This is a genomic window from Streptomyces sulfonofaciens (assembly GCF_014656295.1).
GTDB classification, from domain to species: Bacteria; Actinomycetota; Actinomycetes; order Streptomycetales; family Streptomycetaceae; genus Streptomyces; species Streptomyces sulfonofaciens.
The window spans coordinates 146,719-169,118 of the sequence record NZ_BNCD01000005.1; the positions used below are offsets into that span (position 1 = coordinate 146,719).

Annotated in this window: 14 protein-coding genes and 2 pseudogenes; 11 read left to right on the plus strand and 5 right to left on the minus strand. The window is 74.4% G+C overall.

Translation table 11 applies throughout. The features are described from left to right. Nucleotides 1-213: 213 nt before the first annotated feature. The 5 genes and pseudogenes from IE313_RS10855 to IE313_RS10875 all read left to right on the plus strand — a co-directional run bounded on the left by IE313_RS10855 (nt 214) and on the right by IE313_RS10875 (nt 9,749). Nucleotides 214-3,510, plus strand: a pseudogene (locus tag IE313_RS10855) (amidohydrolase family protein). A 198-nt stretch (nt 3,511-3,708) separates the two neighbouring features. Continuing rightward, entirely contained in the window at nt 3,709-5,487 is a 1,779-nt protein-coding gene (locus IE313_RS10860; protein ID WP_229924526.1) for an MFS transporter, read from the plus strand. A gap of 158 nt (nt 5,488-5,645) precedes the next feature. Then, the gene (locus IE313_RS10865; protein ID WP_189930787.1) at nt 5,646-7,445 is read left to right on the plus strand and encodes a DEAD/DEAH box helicase; all 1,800 of its coding nucleotides are present in this window, start codon (nt 5,646-5,648) and stop codon (nt 7,443-7,445) included. A gap of 722 nt (nt 7,446-8,167) precedes the next feature. Beyond that, the gene (locus IE313_RS10870) at nt 8,168-8,809 is read left to right on the plus strand and encodes an IclR family transcriptional regulator (protein WP_189930788.1); all 642 of its coding nucleotides are present in this window, start codon (nt 8,168-8,170) and stop codon (nt 8,807-8,809) included. A 145-nt stretch (nt 8,810-8,954) separates the two neighbouring features. Next, nucleotides 8,955-9,749 carry a S16 family serine protease gene (locus tag IE313_RS10875; protein ID WP_189930789.1) on the plus strand — a complete coding sequence of 265 codons (795 nt, stop codon included), beginning with the start codon at nt 8,955-8,957 and terminating at the stop codon, nt 9,747-9,749. Nucleotides 9,750-9,948: 199 nt separating this feature from the next. On the opposite strand, the gene IE313_RS10880 is transcribed toward IE313_RS10875, so the two are convergent. Continuing rightward, nucleotides 9,949-10,419 (minus strand): Lrp/AsnC family transcriptional regulator, encoded by a 471-nt coding sequence (locus IE313_RS10880; RefSeq protein WP_189930981.1) that lies wholly within the window; start codon nt 10,417-10,419, stop codon nt 9,949-9,951. A 134-nt stretch (nt 10,420-10,553) separates the two neighbouring features. On the opposite strand from IE313_RS10880, the gene hppD reads away from it, so the two are divergent. Then, nucleotides 10,554-11,717 carry a 4-hydroxyphenylpyruvate dioxygenase gene (hppD, locus tag IE313_RS10885; RefSeq protein ID WP_189930790.1) on the plus strand — a complete coding sequence of 388 codons (1,164 nt, stop codon included), beginning with the start codon at nt 10,554-10,556 and terminating at the stop codon, nt 11,715-11,717. A gap of 90 nt (nt 11,718-11,807) precedes the next feature. Here the strand turns inward: hppD and IE313_RS36185 are convergent, their stop codons facing one another. Further along, nucleotides 11,808-12,242 carry a hypothetical protein gene (locus tag IE313_RS36185; RefSeq protein ID WP_189930791.1) on the minus strand — a complete coding sequence of 145 codons (435 nt, stop codon included), beginning with the start codon at nt 12,240-12,242 and terminating at the stop codon, nt 11,808-11,810. Between the two features lie 97 nt (nt 12,243-12,339). Here IE313_RS36185 and IE313_RS10895 point away from each other — a divergent pair, with 97 nt between their 5' ends. Next, complete coding sequence (locus IE313_RS10895; protein ID WP_189930792.1) at nt 12,340-13,710, plus strand: FAD-binding oxidoreductase; 1,371 nt, start codon at nt 12,340-12,342, stop codon at nt 13,708-13,710. Between the two features lie 64 nt (nt 13,711-13,774). Here the strand turns inward: IE313_RS10895 and IE313_RS10900 are convergent, their stop codons facing one another. After that, on the minus strand, nt 13,775-14,248 hold the full coding sequence (locus IE313_RS10900) for an SsgA family sporulation/cell division regulator (RefSeq protein ID WP_189930793.1): 474 nt from the start codon (nt 14,246-14,248) through the stop codon (nt 13,775-13,777). Between the two features lie 355 nt (nt 14,249-14,603). On the opposite strand from IE313_RS10900, the gene IE313_RS10905 reads away from it, so the two are divergent. Together IE313_RS10905 and IE313_RS36190 are read left to right on the plus strand one after the other, a co-directional pair. Next, on the plus strand, nt 14,604-16,355 hold the full coding sequence (locus IE313_RS10905; protein WP_189930794.1) for an RDD family protein: 1,752 nt from the start codon (nt 14,604-14,606) through the stop codon (nt 16,353-16,355). A gap of 769 nt (nt 16,356-17,124) precedes the next feature. Continuing rightward, nucleotides 17,125-17,568, plus strand: a complete 444-nt coding sequence (locus tag IE313_RS36190; RefSeq protein ID WP_308439160.1) for an RDD family protein — start codon at nt 17,125-17,127, stop codon at nt 17,566-17,568. Here the strand turns inward: IE313_RS36190 and IE313_RS10915 are convergent. Continuing rightward, nucleotides 17,555-17,893, minus strand: coding sequence for a hypothetical protein (locus IE313_RS10915; protein ID WP_189931031.1), 339 nt, complete (start codon nt 17,891-17,893; stop codon nt 17,555-17,557). The genes IE313_RS36190 and IE313_RS10915 overlap by 14 nt on opposite strands. Nucleotides 17,894-18,405: 512 nt before the next feature. Between IE313_RS10915 and IE313_RS10920 the strand changes: the two genes are divergently transcribed. Together IE313_RS10920 and IE313_RS10925 are read left to right on the plus strand one after the other, a co-directional pair. Continuing rightward, the gene (locus tag IE313_RS10920) at nt 18,406-20,814 is read left to right on the plus strand and encodes an immune inhibitor A domain-containing protein (protein ID WP_189930796.1); all 2,409 of its coding nucleotides are present in this window, start codon (nt 18,406-18,408) and stop codon (nt 20,812-20,814) included. Between the two features lie 124 nt (nt 20,815-20,938). Further along, nucleotides 20,939-21,340 (plus strand): annotated as a pseudogene (locus tag IE313_RS10925) (hypothetical protein); the annotation flags it as partial. 373 nt (nt 21,341-21,713) lie between these two features. Here IE313_RS10925 and IE313_RS10930 read toward each other — a convergent pair. Then, a complete protein-coding gene (locus tag IE313_RS10930) occupies nt 21,714-22,298 on the minus strand; it encodes an isochorismatase family protein (RefSeq protein WP_189930797.1) in 585 nt (194 codons plus the stop codon). Nucleotides 22,299-22,400 lie beyond the last annotated feature (102 nt).

The following is a 22,400-nucleotide window of genomic DNA, read 5'->3' on the forward strand; positions in this document are numbered from 1 at the left end:
CGTTCACACGCGAGCGGGGGCGGGACGAGCGGGGCACGGGGGAGTGGGACCGTGGGGGCGGGGACGGAAAGGGCGGGGAGGGCGAAGGTGCGCCCGCCTCTCCGTGCGCGCGGCGCGCACCATCACCGCCACCGCCGCCACCGTCCTCACTCAGTCGGTCAGGTACGGGTTTGTCCACGCCCCAGGAGACCGGTACCTCCGTATCGTTCCGCCATGAACCCGTTCATCAAAGGCTTAAGCGATCCAAGTGACCCAAGCGATCCAAGCGACCCAAGTGACCCAAGTGGCTTACGTGGCTTACCGCGCAGAGGACTGCTCAAGGCGGGACTGGCCGGTGCGGGTGCGGCCGCTCTGCCGCTGCCCGTGGACCGGCGGCCGGCGGATGGAGCGGGCAGCGGGTCCGGCGGGGCGCCGAGCGCGCCGGCCGCACCGGCCCCACCGCCCCGGACGGCCGGCGCCACCCGCACCCTCACCTTCCGGCAGGGCACCAACGCCTCCCTGGCCGTCTCGCCGACCGGCGACCGCCTGATCGCCGAGGTGCAGGGCGTGCTGTGGTCGCTGCCGCGCACCGGCGGCACGGCCACCGCGCTGACCGGCCCGGACCTCGACCCGGCCCGGCTCGCCTGGTCGCCCGACGGCTCCCTGGTCGCCGTCTGCGCCTACCGGGACGGCGGCTTCCACCTCTGGACGATGGCACCGGACGGCTCCGGGCTGCGCCGGCTGACCTCCGGCCCGTGGGACGACCGCGGTGTCTCGTGGTCCCCGGACGGACGGCGCCTCGCGTTCGCCTCGGAGCGCGGCGGAGACCCCGCGACCGGCTCGCGGTACCGCATCTGGACGGTGGACGTGCGCAGCGGGGAGCTGGTGCGGCTCACCGACGACGACGGCGTGGAGGACTACGACCCCGCCTGGCACCCCGGCGGCGGCAAGGTGCTGTTCGTCCGGGCCGGTGCCCGGGGCGGCCGGGAGCTTGCGTCGGTGCCGGCCGGCGGGGGCCCGGTGACGGTGGAGAGGACCGTGGACAGCGGCACCCTCTCGGGTCCCGCCGTGCACGCGGACGGCCGGATCGCCTACGTCCACGTCGACGACGGCGTCTACCCGGTGAACCCGGCCACCGCCACGCTGGTGGTCGACGGCGTGCCGGTCACCGACGGCGAGGACGTCTCGCCCCTGCCGCCGTGCTGGACGGCCGACGGCACGCTCCTCTACGTCGCCGACGGCCGGCTGCGGGCGCGCCGCCCCGGCGGGGCGGCCGGCGCGTCGAAGCCCGAGACGATCCCGTTCACCGCGTCGCTGGAGGTGCCCCGGCCGCACTACCGCGCAAAGCGGTACGACTTCGACTCCACGGCACCGCGCCCGGTGCGCGGCGTGCACCTGCCCGTGCTCTCGCCCGACGGCCGCTCCGTCGCGTTCGCCGCCCTCGACGCCCTGTGGGTGCTGCCGATCGGCGGCCGCCCCCGTGCGCTGGTGCGGGCGACCGCCACCACGTAGGTCCAGACGCCGTCCTGGGCCCCGGACGGCCGCAGCCTGCTGTACGCGTACGACGGCGGCCCGGGCGGGGACGGTCTGACGAGCGTCCGCCGCCACTGGCTGCACGACGGCACGGACGAGGTGCTGGCGGGCGGCGGCCGCTACAACCCGGTCCTCTCGCCGGACGGCACCCGACTGGCCTGCCACGACACCACGGGCGACCTCGTCATCAGGGACCTGGCCACCGGCGAGGAGCGGACGCTGCTGGCGCCGCTGGGCGGAAACGGCCTGCCCGGGCGGCCGAGCTGGTCGCCCGACGGGCGGCGTATCGCGTTCAGTGACCGCAACCGCCTCAACCAGCGGTTCCGGGAGGGGTACAACGTCATCCGGGTGGTGGACACCGCCACCGGGGAGGCGTCGGTCCACCAGCCGATGCCGCACGCTTCGCTGTCCGACCGGGGCAACTCGGGCCCGGTCTGGTCCCCGGACGGGTCGGCCATGGCGTTCGTGATGGAGTCCGCCCTGTGGGTGATGCCCGTGTCGCCGCGGGGCGCACCCGCCGGGGCGCCGGTGCGGATCACGGACGAGGCGGCGGACCACCCCTCCTGGTCCGGGGACTCGCGGCACCTGCTCTACGAGTCGTCCGGCCGGCTGCGGCTGGTGGCCCGGGACGGTTCCGGGGCGCGCACCGTCGACGTGCCGATCCGGTACGCCCGTGCCGCGTCCCCGCGCCGGGACATCACGCGGGTGCACGCGGGACGGCTGTGGGACGGCACCGGGGAGGAGGTCCGCACGGACGTCGACGTGGTCGTCGCGGGCCGCCGCATCGTCGCCGTGGAGCCCCACAGGGCCGGGGCCGGCCGAACGGGCGAGAAGCTGGTCGACGCGTCCGCGGCCACGGTCGTCCCGGGCCTGTGGGACGCCCACACCCACCCCTGGCAGTACACCTACGGCGGCAGGCAGACGACGCTGATGCTGGCCTACGGCGTCACCAGCAACGTCTCGCTCGGCGGCTTCGCGCACGAGGGCGTCCGGATCCGGGAGTCCGTGGCCGCGGGCCGGCTCGCCGGGCCCCGGCTGTTCAGCACGGGCGAGCTGATCGACGGCAGCAGGGTCTCGTACAGCATGGGCCGGGCCCACCGCACCCGCGACGGTGTCCGGCGCACCCTGCAACGTGCGGTCGCCCTCGACTACGACTTCGTCAAGACCTATGTGCGCGCCCCCGCCTGGATCATGGCCGAGGCGACCAGGGCCGCCCACGACCTGCTCGGTGTCCCGACCGGGAGCCATCTGCTGTCACCGGGCGTCGGCCTGGGCCAGGACCTGACCACCCACTGGCGGGCCAGCCAGCGCTCGGAGTACGGCCGCGGCCACACCCCGACGGGCCACGCCTACCAGGACGTCCGCGAGACGTACGGGGGCGGCGACTTCAAGATGGTCATCACACCGTTCAGCGCGCTGGCGCTGCTCGGTCACGACCCGGCCCTCGCACGCGATCCCCGGGTCACCAGGCTCATGCCGCCCTGGGACGTCGCCCTCGTCGAGGAGAACGCGGCGCAACCGCCGTCCGCCGCCGTGGTGCGGTCGATGGAGTCGGAGGTCGCCCTCTACCGGCGCATCCTCGACGGCGGAGGCACGCTCGCCCTGGGCACCGACGCCCCGCTGACGCCCTTCGGCCTCCATCTGCACCTGGCGCTGCGCGTGCTGCACCGCTACGGCGGGCTGTCCGTCGCGCAGGTGCTCCGCCTGGCGACGGCGGTACCCGCGCGGCTCTTCGGCGCAGGCGACGACCTCGGCACCCTGGAGCCGGGCAAGCTCGCCGATCTGACGGTGGTCGACGGCGACCCGTTCCGGCGCTTCGACGACCTGGTGCGCACGCCCTGGGTGATGCGCGACGGTGTGGTGCACCGCCAGGAGGAACTGCTGGCGGCGTTCGCCCCCGCCGCGGAGCGCCGTGCCGGCGACCGCGTCGACTGGCTCCGGGTCAGCGGGGTGCTGCGCCGCGAACCCTGCTGCGCAGGCGGCGCGTTCGGCCTCTGACGGCGCGCGGGTCGCCTGCGCGCGAGCTGGGGGCGACCCGCTGTGCGCCGTCCGTGCCGCCGTCGGTGCCGCCCCGGTCCCGGTCCCGGCGTCCTGTCGTACGCCCCGCCGCGGTGCCCTTGTCGTACGACCAAAGGACCAGGCGGACTCCTGCTCCTGACAGGGGCCGTTGTCCGTGGCGCCCCTTACGCTGACCGCATGAGCGCCCTTGAACCGCGCGATGCCGGGGCCGGCGTCGCGGAGACCGGCCGCGGCACCGGAGCCGAGGCCCAGTCCGAGGCTCGCACCCGGGGCCGCGCCCGAGCCGGGGCCGGGGAAGCGGCCGGGCACGGGGCCGCGCCCCGTGCCCGTGCCGGGGCGGACCCGGCGCCCGGTGTGCTGAGCGGCCCGTACCTCGCGCTCAGCCTCGGCGTCGTCTCCGTCGTCCTGGTGATCGCCTTCGAGGCGACCGCCGTCGGTACCGCGATGCCGGTGGCGGCGCGCGAGCTGCACGGTGTCACGCTCTACGCCTTCGCCTTCTCCGCGTTCTTCACGACCAGCCTGTTCGGGATGGTCCTGGCCGGCCAGTGGGCCGACAGGCAGGGGCCGCTCGCGCCGCTCGGCACCGGGATCGGGGCCTTCGCCGCCGGGCTCGTGGTGGCCGGCACGGCGAGCTCGATGTGGCTGTTCATCCTGGGCAGGGCGGTGCAGGGGCTGGGCGGCGGCCTGGTGATCGTGGCGCTGTACGTGGTCGTGGGGCGGGCCTACCCGGAGCGGTTGCGACCGTCGATCATGGCGGCCTTCGCGGCCTGCTGGGTGGTGCCCGCGCTGGTGGGGCCCCTCGTCTCGGGCGCGGTCACCGAACAGCTCGGCTGGCGCTGGGTGTTCCTCGGCATCCCGCTCCTGGTGGTCTTCCCGCTCGCGCTGGCCCTGCCGCAGATACGGCGCCGCGCCGGCGGACCACCGGACGCGACCCGCTCCCCGCGCACGCCCGCCGCCCCCGCGCCGTCCGTCGACCTCGCGCCGTCCACCAGCGCAGCGGCGTCCGTCGACCTCGCGCCGCCCACCGGCGCGGCGGAGTCCACCGACCTCGTGCCGCCCCCGGGCGCGGCGGAGTCCCCCGACCCGGCACGCCCCGCAGCCCCCGCCGCACCCGCAGCCCGGTCCGCCAAGGGGGGCTTTGCGCCGGACCGCCGCCGGATCCGCCTCGCGCTGGGCGTCTCGCTCGGGGCCGGGCTCGTGCAGTACGCCGCCCAGGACCCGGCCTGGCACTCCCTGCTGCCGCTGGTTGCGGGCGCCGCGCTGCTGGTGCCTTCGGTGCTCGGGCTGCTGCCGCGCGGCACCTACCGCGCGACCCGGGGCCTGCCCTCCGTCGTACTGCTGCGCGGTCTTGCGGCCGGGTCCTTCATCGCCGCGGAGTCCTTCGTCCCGCTGATGCTGGTCACCCAGCGCGGCCTGTCGCCGACCCTCGCCGGCCTCTCGCTGGCGCTGGGCGGAGCCACCTGGTCGCTGGGTAGCTGGATCCAGTCGAGGCCCCGTGCCCAGCCGCACCGGGAGCGGCTGATGACGGGCGGGATGCTGCTGGAGGCCGTCGCCATCGTGATGGTGCCCAGCGTGCTCGTCCAGGCCGTGCCGGTCTGGATCGTCGCGCTCGCCTGGGGCGTCGGCGGCCTCGGCATGGGACTCGTGATCTCCTCCACCAGCGTGCTGCTGCTCAAGCTGTCCGCACCGCACGAGGCGGGCGCGAACTCCGCGGCGCTGCAGATCTCCGACGGGCTGTCGAACGCCCTGCTGCTCGCCGCGGGCGGTGCCGCGTTCGCCGCGCTCGGTGGCGGCTCGGTCGCCTCCACGGCCTCCTCCGCCGCGGGCCCGGCCGCCACCGCGACCACCTCCCATCCCGCCGCCTTCACGGCGGTGTTCCTGCCGATGGCGGCCGTCGCGCTGGTCGGGATGTGGGTCACCACCCGCCTGCTGGAGCGCGGCCCGCGGCCGTCCTGACGCCCGCTCCACCGGCCCCGTGCACGCCCGCCGGCCGTACTGTGACCTCCGTCCCACCCCGCCCCCGCCCGCCTCCTCGGGCCGGGCCCGGCGGGGGCCGCCCGATAAGGTGGCCCGGTTGTCGTACCTGGCCGATCGAGTGATCCGAACCGGAGACCGTGACTACCAGCACCTCCTCCTCTTCCTCCCACCATCTGTCCCCCGCCTTTCCCGGCCGCGCACCCTGGGGTACGGCCGGGCGGCTGCGTGCCTGGCAGCAGGGGGCGATGGAGCGGTACATCAACGAGCAGCCGCGGGACTTCCTGGCGGTGGCGACACCGGGGGCCGGCAAGACGACGTTCGCGCTGACGCTCGCCTCCTGGCTGCTGCACCACCACGTCGTGCAGCAGGTGACGGTGGTCGCGCCGACCGAGCACCTGAAGAAGCAGTGGGCCGAGGCCGCCGCCCGGATCGGGATCAGGCTCGACCCCGAGTACAGCGCGGGCCCGCTCAGCCGCGACTACCACGGCGTCGCGGTCACCTACGCGGGCGTGGGCGTGCGGCCCATGCTGCACCGCAACCGCGTGGAACAGCGCAAGACCCTGGTCATCCTGGACGAGATCCACCACGCCGGCGACTCCAAGTCCTGGGGCGAGGCGTGCCTGGAGGCCTTCGAGCCCGCCACCCGCCGGCTCGCCCTCACCGGCACCCCGTTCCGCTCCGACACCAACCCGATCCCCTTCGTCGTGTACGAGGAGGGCAACGACGGGATACGGCGGTCCGCGGCCGACTACACGTACGGATACGGCAGCGCCCTCAGCGACGGCGTGGTGCGCCCGGTGATCTTCCTCAGCTACAGCGGCAACATGCGCTGGCGCACCAAGGCGGGCGACGAGATCGCGGCGCGGCTCGGCGAGCCGATGACCAAGGACGCCGTCTCCCAGGCCTGGCGCACCGCGCTCGACCCGCGCGGCGACTGGATGCCGAACGTGCTCAGCGCCGCGGACCGGCGGCTCACCGAGGTGCGCAAGGCCATCCCGGACGCCGGCGGCCTCGTCATCGCCTCCGACCAGGACTCGGCGCGGGCGTACGCGAAGCTGCTCCGCGAGGTCACCGGCGAGAGGGCCACGCTCGTGCTCTCCGACGACACCGGGGCCTCGGGCCGCATCGACGACTTCAGCGCCGGCGACGACCGCTGGATGGTGGCCGTGCGGATGGTGTCGGAGGGCGTCGACGTACCGCGGCTCGCGGTCGGCGTCTACGCCACCACCATCTCCACGCCGCTCTTCTTCGCGCAGGCGGTGGGCCGTTTCGTGCGCTCCAGGCGGCGCGGCGAGACGGCCTCCGTGTTCCTGCCCACCATTCCGGACCTGCTCGGCTTCGCCAACGAGATGGAGGTCGAACGCGACCACGTCCTCGACAAGCCGAAGAAGGACGGCGGGGACGAGGACCCGTACGCGGAGTCCGAGAAGGAGATGGCCGAGGCCAACCGCGAACAGGACGAGGACACCGGTGAGCAGGAGGCGCTGCCCTTCGAGGCCCTGGAGTCCGACGCGGTCTTCGACCGGGTGCTCTACGACGGCGCCGAGTTCGGCATGCAGGCGCACCCCGGCAGCGAGGAGGAGCAGGACTACCTCGGCATCCCCGGCCTGCTGGAGCCCGACCAGGTGCAGATGCTGCTCCAGAAGCGGCAGGCACGGCAGATCGCGCACAGCAGGAAGCGTCCCGACGACGAGGCCGACCTCCTCGAACTCCCCGCCGAGCGGCGGCCCGTGGTCAGCCACAAGGAGCTGATGGAGCTGCGCAAGCAGCTCAACACGCTGGTCGGCGCCTACGTCCACCAGAGCGGGAAGCCGCACGGCGTGGTCCACACCGAGTTGCGCCGGGTGTGCGGGGGGCCGCCGAGCGCGGAGGCCACCGCGGGGCAGATCCGGCAGCGGATAGCCAAGATCCAGGAGTGGGCCACGCGGATGCGGTGAGCGGTACCGGGGTCTCCCGGTGCCCCGGCGTCCGGAGGCCCCCCGGTGCCCCGGCGTCCCGGGTCTCCCGGTGCACCGGGCCGCGGGGCCGTGGTGCCCCGGGGTCTCGGCGCCCCGGGCCGCGGGGCAGCGGGGGCGGCGTCCGGTGGCGCCGGATCCGACCGCCCGTGCCCCTGCTCGGCCGGCGGCGCGAGCGCACCCGCCCCTCCGGGCCGTGGGGCGAGTCCGTCCGTTCGGTCGCGGCGCGAGCGCGCCCGCCCTCGGGCCGGACCGCGCCCGCCCCCTCGGGCCGGACCGCACCCGCCCCTCGGGCCGGTGGCGTCCCGGTGGTTTCGTGGTGGTTCGCCGTCCGCTTCCCCGCACCTGTCCCGGGGAGTCGACGGAAGGGCCACCGGCCGTCGGAAGGGGCCCGAGCGCGCCCGCCGGAAGCTGGTCGCCGAACGTATCAGGGCAATTACGGGCGCTCCGTTCAGGTCATTGCCCGGATTCTGGACGGAGTCTTCCGCTGAGCGAACCGGGTCGCTACTGTCCGGCTACGCACACGCCCCGTGGCAGCGCCGCCGCGGAGCGCAGCCGGTGCCTGCGCGACTCGGTACGGGAGCTCGGCACAGCCCCCGGGTCGCTGACCGACCGGCGGCCTCTGTAGCGCGTCGCCGACGGGACCGGCGGCGCACCCTCCACGCACGGGGCCGTCGACCCTCACCACCGAAGGAGTGGGCGTCGTGACCGCGGAGACCTCCCAGACGCTCGACCGGGGCCTCAGGGTCCTCAAGCTGCTCGCCGACACCGACCACGGCCTGACCGTCACCGAGCTGTCCACCAGGCTCGGCGTGAACCGCACCGTCGTCTACCGGCTGCTCGCCACCCTCGAACAGCACGCCCTCGTCCGCCGCGACCTGGGCGGCCGGGCCCGGGTGGGACTCGGGGTGCTGCGGCTCGGACGCCAGGTGCACCCGCTGGTGCGCGAGGCCGCGCTGCCCGCCCTGCGGTCCCTCGCCGAGGACATAGGCGCCACCGCGCACCTGACCCTGGTCGACGGCACCGAGGCGCTGGCGGTGGCCGTCGTGGAGCCGACCTGGACCGACTACCACGTGGCGTACCGGACCGGTTTCAGGCACCCGCTGGACCGCGGGGCCGCGGGCCGGGCGATCCTGGCCGCGCGGCAGGGGATGGCCGCGGACCCCGGGTACACGCTGACGTACGGCGAGTTGGAGACCGGTGCCAGCGGCGCCGCGGCGCCGCTGCTCGGGGTGAGCGGCGTGGAGGGCAGCGTGGGAGTGGTGATGCTCTCGGAATGCGTACCGGAGGAGATCGGCGCCCGCGTGGTGCACGCGGCCCGCGAGGTGGCGGAGGCGCTGCGCTGACCGTTCGACCCGTGCCGCCGGGGCCCGGTCGGCGGTGCGCGCCCCGCCGGACCCCGCGCCCGCGCCTGCGCCGCCCGCGCCCGTACCGCCCGCCGGCCGCTCCCGCGCACCACGCGGTGATACCGCTCCCCGGCGAGAGGCTAGATTGGGTGGCGTGTTTCGTCTGCGTCGGGGCAAGGCCCTCGTTGTCTGTGGTGTACCGCTGGTCGGGCTGATCGCCGCCGCCGTCCTCGCGCCGCTGCCGTTCTCCGTGGCGGTGCCCGGGCTCACCGCGAACGTGCTGGGCACCTACAAGGGCGCCCAGGTCGTGACGGTCACCGGGGTGCCCACGCGCCGCACCAGCGGGCAACTGCGGATGACCACGATCGCGGCGACGGGCCCCGCCCAGGACGTGTACCTCGGTGATGTGGTCGACGGCTGGTTCCGCACCGACCAGGCTGTGATGCCGCGCGACTCGGTCTACCCGGGCGGCGGGAACACCAGGGAGATCGAGCGGCGCAACACCGAGGAGATGCGGAAGTCGCAGAACACCGCGACCGCCGCGGCGCTCGCCTACCTCGGCAGGAGCCCCTCCGAGGTGCATGTGCGGCTGCGGCTCGCCAACGTGGGAGGACCCAGCGCCGGGCTGCTGTTCTCGCTGGGCATCGTGGACAAGCTGGCCGGCGACGGCAAGGGGGGCGACCTGACCGGCGGCCGGGTCGTCGCCGGCACCGGGACGATCACCTCGCGCGGCTCGGTCGGGGCCGTCGGCGGGGTGGCGCTGAAGACGCAGGCGGCCCGGCGGGACGGCGCCACCGTCTTCCTGGTGCCGGAGGCGGAGTGCTCGGACGCGCGCGCCGAACTGCCCAAGGGCCTGCGACTGGTGCCGGTGTCCACCTTGAAGGGCGCGGTCCAGGCGCTGCGGGCGCTGAAGTCCGGGGGCTCCGTGCCGAGTTGCTGAGGACCGCGCGTCCGGGCCGCCCGGGCCACCCCGGGGCCGGCACGCAGGGGCCCACAGGGACCGGCACGCAGGGGCCCACAGGCACCGGCCCACGGGGACCGGTCCGGCGCGGGCCGCGGCACCGGACACCCCGGCTCGCCCTGCACGTCCTCCGCGTCCCGCACGTCCTCCGCGTCCCGCACGCCCCGCGCGGGTGTCCTCAGGGTTCCTGGGCCGCCTGCTCCACCAGCGGGATGATCCGCAGCGGTACCGGGTTCTCCATGACGATGGCGGTGGACGCCCGCACGATCCCGTCGAAGCCCACCACCCGGTCGATCACCCGTTGCAGATCGGCGTTGGACCGGGCCACCAGGCGGCAGAGCATGTCGCCGCTGCCGGTGGTGGTGTGCAGTTCGAGCACCTCGGGAACGGTGGCCAGGTGCGCGCGGACGTCCGCGCCCTGGCCCTGCCGGATCTGCAGCGTCGCGAAGGCCGTGACCGGGTAGCCCAGCGCGGCCGGGTCCACCTCGGGGCCGAAGCCGCGGATCACGCCGTGCTCCCGGAGGCGGTCGAGGCGGGCCTGTACCGTGCCGCGCGCGACGCCGAGCCGCCGGGACGCCTCCAGCACGCCGATCCGGGGCTCGCGTGCCAGCAGCACCAGCAGCCTGCCGTCCAGACGATCGATGGCCAAGGTGTCCTCCGGGACGGTGATCGGTGTGGTCATCCTGTACAGATCGTCCGGCCATCTTGGCGTATCACTCTGCATATTGCACAGTCAATTCGCGATCTGTTGCGCACCTTGTGGAACGGCGAGAACCTGACCCCATGGCAGCGACATCAGCGCACACCCCAGCGCACACCCGCACCCCCGACACCGCCCGGCAGGCCGACCCCTTCCCGGTGAAGGGCATGGACGCCGTCGTCTTCGCCGTGGGCAACGCCAAGCAGGCCGCGCACTACTACTCGTCCGCCTTCGGTATGCGCCTCGTCGCCTACGCAGGACCCGAGACCGGCAGCCGCGAGACGGCCGGCTACGTCCTGGAGAACGGCTCCGCGCGGTTCGTCCTCCTCTCCGTCATCAAGCCCGCCACCGAGTGGGGCCGGTTCCTCGCCTCCCACGTGGCCGAGCACGGCGACGGGGTCGTCGACCTCGCCATCGAGGTGCCCGACGCCCGCGCCGCCTACGCCTACGCCACCGCGCACGGCGCCCGCGGCCTCGCCGAGCCGTACGAGGTGACGGACGAGCACGGCACCGTGGTGCTCGCCGCGATCGCCACCTACGGCAGCACCCGCCACACCCTGGTCGAGCGCACCCGCTACGAGGGCCCCTACCTGCCCGGCTACACCGCGGCCGCCCCGCTCACCGAGCCGCCGGCGCGCCGCACCTTCCAGGCCATCGACCACTGCGTCGGCAATGTGGAACTGGGCCGCATGAACGAGTGGGTCGCGTTCTACAACGACGTCATGGGCTTCACCAACATGAAGGAGTTCGTCGGCGACGACATCGCGACCGAGTACAGCGCGCTGATGTCGAAGGTGGTCGCGGACGGCACCCTCAAGGTGAAGTTCCCCATCAACGAACCCGCGGTCGCCAGGAAGAAGTCGCAGATCGACGAGTACCTGGAGTTCTACGGCGGGGCAGGCGTCCAGCACATCGCGCTCGCCACCAACGACATCGTCCAGACGGTCCGGACGATGCGCGCCGCGGGCGTCGGCTTCCTGGACACCCCCGACTCCTACTACGACACCCTCGGGGAGTGGGTCGGCGACACCCGGGTGCCGATCGAGACGCTGCGCGAGCTGAAGATCCTCGCCGACCGCGACGAGGACGGGTACCTGCTCCAGATCTTCACCAAGCCCGTCCAGGACCGGCCGACGGTGTTCTTCGAGATCATCGAACGGCACGGCTCGATGGGCTTCGGCAAGGGCAACTTCAAGGCCCTCTTCGAGGCGATCGAGCGGGAGCAGGACCTGCGCGGCAACCTGTAGCCACCACTTCGCGCCCGGCGAACTCCGAGCCCGGCGGCCACCACCCGTCGGACGGTGGGGCGCCCGCGGGCCGGCGGCCCGGTCCGGGGCTCAGCGCGGCGGTCCCTGGTCCGGGGGCTCGCCGAGCGCGGCCAGCAACCGCCGGGCGCGAGGCGCGCCCAGGGGCGAGAAGTACGGGTTGACGCGCAGCGCCGCACGCACCCGGCGGCGGGCCGGCGCCGCCTCGCCCAGGGCCCGTTCGATCTCCGCGCGGTGGTAGAGGAACAGGGCGCTGCGCGGCCCGCCGCCGGTAGCCGCGCGGGTCAGGTCCTCGGCCTGGGCGTCCCGTCCCGCCCGGTGCAGCGCCCAGCCCAGCGCGTCCGCCGCCCACGGTCCGCCGGTCCGCCGCCACCGCGCCCGCAGCACCCGCACCACCGGCGCCGCCCACCGGGCACCCGCACGCCCCGCCGGCGCCTGCCTCCCGCCGGGCGGGCGCACCGCGTGCCCCGGTTCCGCGGGGCGGGACCGCTCCGGTTCGTTCTCCATGGCCGACACTGTGCGGCCCCGTGCCGATCCCGCCCGGCACGCGTACGGCGGCGCAGACGGGGTTCACACCGATGGCCCCGGGTGCGACGCTCGGATCATGAGCCCCACTCTCGTCGAACGACTCCGCTCAGGTCTCCCCGAGGAAGCCGTCCTCACCGACCCCGACGTGACGGCCTCCTACTCCCATGACATGGCCAGTTTCTGCGAGGCGGGCCGGCCGGCCGCCGTGGTCCTGCCGCGTACCGTGGAACACGTCCAGCACACCCTGCGCACCGCGCACGAGCTGCGCGTGCCCGTGGTGCCGCAGGGCGCGCGCACCGGTCTGTCCGGCGCGGCCAACGCCAGCGACGGCTGCATCGTGCTGTCCCTCGTCAAGATGGACCGCATCCTGGAGATCGACCCCGTCGACCGGATCGCCGTCGTCGAGCCCGGTGTCGTCAACGCCACCCTGTCGAAGGCCGTCGGCGAACAGGGCCTGTACTACCCGCCGGACCCCTCGAGCTGGGAGATGTGCACCATCGGCGGAAACATCGGCACCGCGTCCGGCGGGCTGTGCTGCGTCAAGTACGGGGTCACGGCCGAGTACGTGCTCGGGCTCGACGTGGTGCTCGCCGACGGGCGGTTGATGAGCACGGGACGCCGCACCGCCAAGGGCGTCGCCGGCTACGACCTGACCCGTCTGATCGTCGGCTCCGAGGGCAGCCTCGGTGTCGTGGTGCGTGCCGTGCTCGCCCTCAAGCCGCAGCCGCCCGCCCAGCTCGTGCTGGCCGCGGAGTTCGGCTCGGCGGCCGAGGCGTGCGACGCGGTCTGCCGGATCATGGCCCGGGGCCACGTCCCCTCGCTGCTCGAACTGATGGACCGCACGACCCTGCGGGCCGTCAACGCCATGGCGGGCATGGGCCTTCCGGAGAGCACGGAGGCCCTGCTGCTGGCCGCCTTCGACACCCCCGAGCCCACCGCCGACCTCGCGGCGCTCGGCGCGCTCTGCGAGGCCGCGGGCGCCGGCCAGGTCGTACCGGCCGACGACCTCGCGGAGTCCGAACTCCTCCTCCAGGCGCGGCGCCTCTCGCTCACGGCACTGGAGGCGGTCAAGGGCACCACGATGATCGACGACGTGTGCGTGCCCCGCTCACGGCTCGGCGCGCTGATCGAGGGCATCGAACGCATCGCCGACAGGCACCGGCTCACCATCGGTGTCATCGCGCACGCCGGAGACGGCAACACCCACCCCACCGTCTGCTTCGACGCCTCGGACCCCGACGAGTCCCGCCGGGCCCGCGCGTCCTTCGACGAGATCATGGGCCTCGGCCTGGAACTCGGCGGCACCATCACCGGCGAACACGGCGTCGGCGTGCTGAAGAAGGAGTGGCTGGCCCGCGAGATCGGTCCGGTCGGCCTCGAAATGCAGCGCGCGATCAAGAAGACCTTCGACCCGTACGGCATCCTCAACCCCGGCAAGCTGTTCTGACCCGATCCCGCGGCCCCCCGGCGTACGTGGCGCACCGGGCGCGCGGTGTCCCCCGCCCGGTCGCTCACTCACCGTCCCCGGTGTCGTCCGAGGGCCAGGGCTCGGCCACCCGCACGTCGTCGGCCGCGGCGGGTGCGAGCAGTTCGGCGAGGCCGCTGTCGATGCCGAGCCGCTCGCCCTCGGCGCCCGGCGCGACCTCCCGCAGGGTGCCCTCCAGCCAGACGGACACCACGTCCGCGGGGGCCTCCAGCAGGGCGTCGCCGTTCGGCGAGCTGAGCGCGAGCAGGACGACCCGCCGCCCGTTCACCTTCGTCGGCCAGACCCGCACGTCCCCGTACCCGCACGGCCTGAACACCCCTTCGACCAGCAGTTCGCGCGCGAACGTCCAGCGCACCGGGTGTTCCGTGTCGGTGTGGAAGGTGACGTGGACGGCGTACGGGTCGTCGGTGCGGTAGGTGAACAGCGCCGGTACCGGAATGCTGCGTTCGGGCGACAGGACCAGACTCAGCTTCAGTTCGCGCTCCACCACGGTGTGCATGTCGTGGCCTTCCTCTCCTGTGGGTCCGGGCCGGCGGCGACCGGCCACGCCTGGTGCGGGGGCACCCGGGAACGGGTCCGCACACTCACAGAGCGCGTAAGGGCGCGAGCATTACGCGGGTTCGGAGAAGAATTCTGCTCAGTGCAGGCACAAGTGCGCGCCACCCGGCGCACCGCAGGCGCTCCGCACCCCCTGCACGGCCCCGCGCCGCCGCCCGTGAGGGCCCGTCAGGGCGGTACGAGGGGCCGCGGGTACCCGGAAAGTGGTCCGTGCGGCCACACGGGCCCGGCCGCGTGCGCAGGTCTGATAGATGTGGACCCCCACAGAATCCCCGAGCAGATACGGGACGACGGACATGAGCGCCCCAACCCCGGCCCCCGGCGACGACAGGCCCCGCGAGGGCTACTACCCGGACCCGTCCATTCCCGGGTACGTCCGGTACTGGAACGGTGCCGCCTGGGTGCCGGGCACGAGCCGCCCGGCCCCCGCCGCCGGCGAGACCCTGCCGCTCCCGCCGGGGGCCGCACCGGCGTCGGCGTCCGTGGAGGAGACGGGTCCCGTCTTCTTCGACGAGGAGCCGCCCTCCGGCATCCCGCAGCAGACCCAGGGCGCTCCCGAACACCCGGCCATCCCGGAGCAGCAGGGTGCCGCGGACCACCCGGAGTCCGCCGCCGGGGCCGGCCTGGCGCAGCAGCCGGGCGCCGTGGACCAGGGCGGGACCGCCGCCGCGCAGCACCCCGGCATCCCCGAGCAGACCGGCCCGGACGTGCAGGACCGGGAGGAGGGCGCCGCGGCCCGCGGCGCGGCGCCCGGTGCGGGCCCGGCCGCAGGGAGCGGCGAGCCGGCCGACGGCCCGGGCGAGCAGGGCACGTCCGGCCGGCAGGTGGAGCACGGCAGCAGGCCGGAGCCGGCGTCCGCATGGCAGGCGGACGCCTCCCGGCAGTCCGGCTTCGGCGGCGACAAGGACCGCCGGGTGTCCTGGGGCGCCCCCGCGGGCGCCGACCCCCGCGTCGACCCCCGGGCGCCGCACACCCCGGGGCCCGCGCAGGGCGAGCAGGGCGGCGGGCGGCGGGACGGCACCATGCAGATCCGGGCCGCGCGGCAGGACGCCGCCGCCGTGGGCCCGGCGGGCGGCGAGCAGGCCCAGGGCGGCGGCAACCCCGAAGGCACCGTTGTCTTCCGCCGCCCCGACGCCGGCCGCGGCCCCTCGGCACCGGAGCAGGGCACGCCGCAGGGCGGTCCCGTGGAGACCGGTACGGTCGCCATCCGCGCCGTGCGCCCGGGTGCCGGCCCCGACACGGCCGACCCGGCCGGCGCCCCGGGGCAGCAGACGCCGCCCGGCCCCGGCGGCCGGGCACCGGGGCGGTTCGGCGCCCCGCAGGGCCCGCAGACCGCCGGCACCAGCGGCCCCACGGTCGCCGGGGTGCCGGCCGCCCCCGGGACCGTGCCCTATCTGCCGCAGCAGCCGGGTGCGGGCCCCGCCGAGCCGTGGCCCCAGGCCCCGGGGGCCGGGCACCCGGCCCCGCAGCAGGCCGGACCGGCCCCGGCGGGCGGCGACCAACCCGTGGTGCCGTGGAAGCCGCCGACCAGCGATCCGTTCCTGGCCGCCGCGCAGGCCCAGGCCGCGATCCGGCCCGCCGCGCTCGGGAAACGCTTCGCCGCACGCCTGATCGACACGGTCGTGCTCGGCGCCGTCACCGCCGTGGCCGCCGTGCCGCTCGGGTCCCGGGCGGCCGATCACATCCACGACAAGATCGACGCGGCCAAGCTGTCCGGCGAGACCGTCACCGTCTGGCTGCTCGACGGCACCACGGCCACCTCCCTGGGCATCGTGCTCGCCGTCCTGCTGGTCTTCGGCGCGCTCTACGAAGCCGTGCCGACCGCCCGCTGGGGCCGCACCCTCGGCAAGAAGCTCTGCGGCCTCACGGTGCGGCACATCGAGGGGCACGAGCCGCCGTCGTTCGGTGCGGCCCTGCGCCGCTGGCTGCTCTACAGCGTGTCCGGGCTGCTGGTGGTCGGCGTCGTCGGTGTGCTGTGGTGCGTGTTCGACCGGCCCTGGCGGCAGTGCTGGCACGACAAGGCGGCCCGTACGTTCGTGTCGGCCTGACCCGGCCCCGCGGCACCCCCAGGGCGCGGGGCCGCGGCGGCTCAGGGTGCCCAGGCACCTGCGGGCGCGCCCGTCTCGTGGATCCCGAGTGCCGGCCCCGCACGGTCCCGGCCCCGCACGGTCCCGGCCCCCACGGTCCCGGCCCGGGGCGCTCCCGGCCCGGCCGCAGTGCGCCGGCGCGGTGCACGGTCATCCGGACGGCGGCCCGCCGAGTGCGGAGCCGTGGCGTTCGCGGTCGACTCGGGCCATGAGCAACGAACCGCCGCCGGGCCCCGACGAGCCACCCGAAGAGGACCCCGTCACGCGTCGGCGCCCGCCGCAGGGAGGCACCTCGCCGCCGGGCGGTGGGGTGCCGCCGTGGGACGCGGGCGCCGGGCAGGCAGGAGCCGCACCCGGGGGGCCCGCCCGGTCCAGGGGCGGTCCGGGGCCCCTCTCCACGGTGAACGGCAGCCCGGGTCCGGCCTCCGCGGCGCGCGCGGGCCCCGGGCAGCCCCCCTCCGGCGACGGTGGCACGGGGCGTTCTCCGTCCGGCGGCGGTGGGCCGTGGGACGGCGGTGCCGGGGATCGGGGCGACACGGGCGACACGGGTGACGCGGGCGCCGGTGCCGCGGGCGGCGGGCGGCACGGCGGTCCGGGCAGCGGCGGCTGGATGGGCGGCGGCCCGTTCTCCGGACGGCCGGGTGACGGGCCGCCACCGCCCGGCGGCGAGCAGTTCGGCGGCCCCTTCGGGGGCGGTGGGGTCTACGGCTCGCCCGACCCACTCGCCGGCATGCCGCCCCTCGCCCCCAGCGGCAGGCGGGTCCTCGCACGGGTCATCGACATCGTCGTCGTGGGTGTCGTGGTGTGGCTGGTGTCGCTGGCGCTGGGCGTCGCCGCATACGAGATCAACGACCGGATGCAGTTCGGCAGGTCCTTCGGCGAGTCGTTGATCACCGCCGTGTTCTACATCGCCTACGACGCGATCCTGATCTCCCGGACCGGGCAGACCCTCGGCAAGCGGCTGCTGAAGCTGCGGGTGGCGAACCTGAGCGACGGCTCGACGCCCACGTTCCAGGTCTCCCTGGCGCGGGCCGCCGTGCTGTGGGTGCCGTTCGCCTTCTGCTGCGCCTTCGTCTGGACGGCGGTCAGCGGAGGATGGTCGTTCTTCGACCGGCCCTACAAACAGGGCCTGCACGACAAGGCCGCCAGGACGGTGGTCGTCAGTATCGTCTGACGGCCACCGAGCGGCCCCGGCGTATCCGCGGCGGCCTCGGGGCGCCCGCCGCGCCTGCTTCCCTGTCCGCGCCCGCGCCCGTATCCGCTCCCGCGTCCCGCGGCGCCGCCGCGGACCCGGTGTCCGGCGCGCTCCCGGACGGCTGCCGGGTGCCGCGCGGCAGCGGGACCGTCACCGCCACCAGCAGGCCGAGCCCGAGTGCGGCCACGGCGATGACCGCCACCCCCACGCCGGAGGTCGTCTGCGAGAGCAGCAGCATGGCGAGGGTGGACAGGACGACGGTGCTGAGTCCGTAGGCGAACTGGGGGGCGGTCGGACGAGGCATGGTGTGGATCCGTCCTCGGGGAGCGCGGGTCGGGTGATGCGTAACGGCGGGCCGGGCGGCTCGGCCAGGGGCGGTTCGGGTGCCCGGGCACGCGGATATGCAGATGTCGAGCCCGCTCCGGCACGCGGAAGGCACGGTGCGAGCGCCAGAGGGCACGCACCGGTGTACCGGCCACCGACTCCTACTGCGCTGATGCCCGAGCGGCACGGCAGGTAAGCACCGACTCACCCACGGTGCCGGTGCACAGGGGGCGCACGGAGTCATCGAGGCCGGCAAGTGGACGTTCCGGAGCGCCCGTCGGGTGAAGTCCGACCGGCCTGCGGGTATCCCGGACAGCGACGGCACCGTCCGGCCGGCCCTAATGCAGTCGCCTTGTTCACGTCAAGGTCTGTCTTTTTTTCCGTAACTCCGGTCGAATGTCGTCCACTTGTATGCGTCTACGCGCGTACACGCGACCTCCGGACCGAGAATCCCTGGCCGCGCACGCGGGCACGGGGGAGGAGTATCCCGACATGCACAGCAGACGACGGACGTTCAGAGCGAGCGCGGTGGTCGTGGCCTTTGCCGCGGCCACCGCGGCGTTCTCGGCGGGCGCCGGCACGGCGCAGGGCACGACGCGGCCGCCCGCCGCGGCGGCCGACCGCCACGACCCGACCGCGGTGAAGGACCACGGCGACAACCTCGAAGGTCCCTTCAGCAAGCAGCAGGAGCGGCTGCGCGAGTCGGCGCTCAAGCAGGTGCTGGCGGGCCGGAAGCAGGTCAGGAAGCAGGGCGGTTCCGAGGTCGTCAAGCTCGACGACAAGAAGTACGTCGAGCTCGGCCGCGAGAAGACCGACAAGATCTTCACCATCCTGGCCGAGTTCGGCGACAAGGTCGACGACACCTCGACGTACGACCCGGACGGGCCGGACGGACCCGAGTCGCCGGTCGTGAAGTACGGCGGCGAACCCGGCCCGGGCCACAACGAGATAGCCGAGCCCGACCGGGCCCGGGACAACAGCACGGCCTGGCAGCAGGACTACGACCAGCAGCACTTCAAGGACATCTACTTCGGCACCGGCAAGGACGCGAGCGGCGCCGCGAAGCAGTCCCTGAAGACCTACTACGAGAAGACCTCCTCGGGCCGCTACTCGGTGGACGGCGAGGTCTCCGACTGGGTGAAGGTCCCCTACAACGAGGCGCGGTACGGCTCCGACTACTGCGGTGACACCAACTGCGCCAACGTCTGGGACCTGGTCCGCGACGGCGTCAACGCCTGGGCGGCCGACCAGCAGGCGCAGGGCAGGACCGACGACGAGATCAAGGCGGACCTGGCGCAGTACGACACCTGGGACCGCTACGACTACGACGGCGACGGGAACTTCAACGAGCCCGACGGCTACATCGACCACTTCCAGATCGTGCACGCCGGCGAGGACGAGTCCGCGGGCGGCGGCGTCCAGGGTGAGGACGCCCTGTGGGCGCACCGCTGGTACGCGTACGGCGACAAGGCGGGCCTGTCGGGTCCCGCGGAGAACAAGGCGGGCGGCACCGAGATCGGTGACACCGGCATCTGGGTCGGCGACTACACCATGCAGCCCGAGAACGGCGGCCTCGGCGTCTTCGCCCACGAGTACGCGCACGACCTCGGCCTGCCCGACCTCTACGACACCACCGGTGCCGGCGACAACTCGGTGGGCTTCTGGTCGCTGATGTCGGCGGGCTCCTGGCTGGGCACCGGCGAGGACGAGATCGGCAACCTGCCGGGCGACATGACCGCCTGGGACAAGCTCCAGCTCGGCTGGCTCGACTACGACGAGGCCGAGGCGGCCACCGCCTCCACCCACAAACTGGGCGTCTCGGAGTACAACACCGCCAATCCGCAGGCCCTCGTGGTCGACCTGCCGAAGAAGGCCGTCACCACCACCGTCGTGACGCCCGCACAGGGCGGCAAGCAGTGGTGGAGCGGGATGGGCGACGACCTGAAGAACACCCTCACCCGGTCCGTCGACCTCACCGGTGCCTCCTCCGCCGACCTGTCCCTGGACGGCTGGTGGGACATCGAGGAGAACTACGACTACCTCTACGCCGAGGTATCCACGGACGGCGGCGCCAACTGGACGCCGCTGGAGGGCACCGCGGACGGCAGGGCGATCCCGCGCGACGGCGCCGACCGCCCGGCGCTGACCGGTACCTCGGGCGCCTACGAGAAGCTCGACTTCCCGCTGGACGCCTACGCGGGCAAGAAGGTCGACCTGCGCTTCCGCTACGCGACCGACGGCGGCGTGGCCCAGAAGGGCTTCGCGGCCGACGACCTCAGCCTCACCGCGGACGGCCGGCCGGTCTTCACGGACGACGCCGAGGGTGACGCGGGCGGCTGGACGGCGGACGGCTTCTCCCGCATCGGCGCGTCCTTCACCAAGGACTACGACGAGTACTACATCGCGGAGAACCGTCAGTACGTCTCGTACGACGCCACCCTGGCGGTGGGCCCGTACAACTTCGGCTCCGCCGCGCGGCCGGACTGGGTCGAGCACTACCCCTACCAGAACGGCCTGATGGTCTGGCTCTGGGACACCTCGCAGGGCGACAACAACACGAGCGTCCACCCGGGCGAGGGCCTGATCCTTCCGGTCGACGCCCACGCCGCCCCGCTGAGGTGGACGAACGGCACGGTGCTGCGCAACAAGATCCAGCCGTTCGACGCGTCCTTCAGCACCCGCCGCACGGACGCGATCACGCTGCACAACGCCGATGCCGCGCTGAAGATCCCGTCCCGCCCCGGCGTGTCCGTCTTCGACGACCACAACCGCGTCTACTGGTCCGACCAGAACCCGACCGGAAGCGTGAAGGTTCCTGACACCGGCACCCAGATCAAGATCACCAAGGAGCCGAAGAACGGTGCCACGATGACCGTCAAGGTGGCGGCAGCTCCTCAGTAGAACATCATTTACGCAGGTCAAAGCATGATCGGCCGTTGCCCACTAGCGGGGCGACGGCCGGTCGTGTTTAGGTGCGTCCTGTGGGTTTCTTATTGACACGACGTCTCACGGGGGTGTGACCGGAATGGCCCATGGAGGCTTCTGCAAGCTGCCGAGCGGCTCGGTCGTGGTCGCCCTGACCCTGCCGAGACCCACGGCGGAGGCAGCGAAGGCGCCGGGCGCCGCGGCGTACCACGACGGGGCGCCCGGGAGCGCCGCGACAGGCGCGACACCCCCGGGCGGGAGCACGCCCGGTGGTGAGCGCGGCACCGTCCGTGTGCTGGTGCACGCGGCCAACCGCTCCCGCGCCCTGACCAGGCTGCGCAATCTCGGCCTGCGCTCCGTCTACCTCCGCGGGAACTCCCACCCGCCCACTCCCGACGAGGTCACCGCGGTGCTGCACCATCCCGACGGGCTGATATGGCGCACGGCCCCGCTGCGGCCGAACGAGCTGTGGCATCCGATCAAGGCGCTCTTCGCCCGCCCAGGGCCGGACGTCCCCGCCGGCGGCAACCTCGCGTCCGCCCCGGCACGCGGCCCCGCCCCCGGCTCCGTCCTGGCCGCTCTGCCGGGCTATGCCCCCGAGTCCCCGCTGACGGTCCCCGAGGCATGGACGGCCGGGGCTCCGTAGTCGCCGCGGGGAGCGCGGCCGACGGCCACGCACGGAGCGCAGGGGCCGGGGCCGCCGCCACCGGGCCCGTGGGAGCGCGGAGCGCGGGTTGCGGGGCGCGGATGCGGGCGCGCGGCGCCGGTGCGGGCGCGCAGCGCGGGTGCGCAGCGCGGGTGCGGGGTGCAGGCGCTTGGCGGAGGTCGGACGACGGGCTCGTGGTGCGGGTCGGACGACGGGCTCGTGGTGCGGGTCAGACGACGGGCTTGCCGGTGAGCTCGACGCCCGCCCCGCGCAGTTCCTCCTGTGCCCGCTCGGTGGTCGCCGCCGAGACCCCGGCCGTCAGGTCGAGCAGCACATGGGTGCGGAAGCCCTCGCGGACCGCGTCCAGGGCCGTGGCGCGTACACAGTGGTCCGTGGCGATGCCGACGACGTCCACCTCGGTGATCCCGTGGCTGTGCAGCCAGTCGCCGAGGGGGAGGCCGTTCTCGTCGACCCCTTCGAACCCGCTGTACGCGCCCGCGTAGGCGCCCTTGTCGAAGACCGCGTCGATGGCGCCGGAGGCCACCGCGGGGGCGAAGTTCGGGTGGAAGCCGATGCCCTCGGTGCCCGCCACGCAGTGCGCGGGCCAGGTGCGCTGGAAGTCCGGGCGGTCCGAGAAGTGGCCACCGGGTGCGATGTGGCAGTCACGGGTGGCCACCACGTGGCGGTACCCGGCGGGCGCCTGGCCGATCAGTTCGGTGATCGCGGCGGCCACGTCCGCACCACCCGCGACGGCGAGGCTGCCTCCTTCGCAGAAGTCGTTCTGCACGTCCACGACGATCAGGGCGCGGCGCATGGTCGGTGTCCTTTGGCTGGGTGTGGGGTGCGCAGGCGCGGACCGCGGGGGTCCGCGACCGGTCCGCTGCCGTGCGATTCGGGGTGTGGGGACGGGCCCGGC

Excerpts from the sequence above, each read along its gene's own strand:
- IE313_RS10860 (WP_229924526.1), top strand. The coding sequence starts at position 3,709 with ATGAGCGCCCTTGAACCGCGCGATGCCGGGGCCGGCGTCGCGGAGACC.
- hppD (WP_189930790.1), top strand. The coding sequence starts at position 10,554 with ATGGCAGCGACATCAGCGCACACCCCAGCGCACACCCGCACCCCCGAC.
- IE313_RS36185 (WP_189930791.1), bottom strand. The coding sequence starts at position 12,242 with ATGGAGAACGAACCGGAGCGGTCCCGCCCCGCGGAACCGGGGCACGCG.
- IE313_RS10895 (WP_189930792.1), top strand. The coding sequence starts at position 12,340 with ATGAGCCCCACTCTCGTCGAACGACTCCGCTCAGGTCTCCCCGAGGAA.
- IE313_RS10900 (WP_189930793.1), bottom strand. The coding sequence starts at position 14,248 with ATGCACACCGTGGTGGAGCGCGAACTGAAGCTGAGTCTGGTCCTGTCG.
- IE313_RS10905 (WP_189930794.1), top strand. The coding sequence starts at position 14,604 with ATGAGCGCCCCAACCCCGGCCCCCGGCGACGACAGGCCCCGCGAGGGC.
- IE313_RS36190 (WP_308439160.1), top strand. The coding sequence starts at position 17,125 with ATGCCGCCCCTCGCCCCCAGCGGCAGGCGGGTCCTCGCACGGGTCATC.
- IE313_RS10915 (WP_189931031.1), bottom strand. The coding sequence starts at position 17,893 with ATGCCTCGTCCGACCGCCCCCCAGTTCGCCTACGGACTCAGCACCGTC.
- IE313_RS10920 (WP_189930796.1), top strand. The coding sequence starts at position 18,406 with ATGCACAGCAGACGACGGACGTTCAGAGCGAGCGCGGTGGTCGTGGCC.
- IE313_RS10930 (WP_189930797.1), bottom strand. The coding sequence starts at position 22,298 with ATGCGCCGCGCCCTGATCGTCGTGGACGTGCAGAACGACTTCTGCGAA.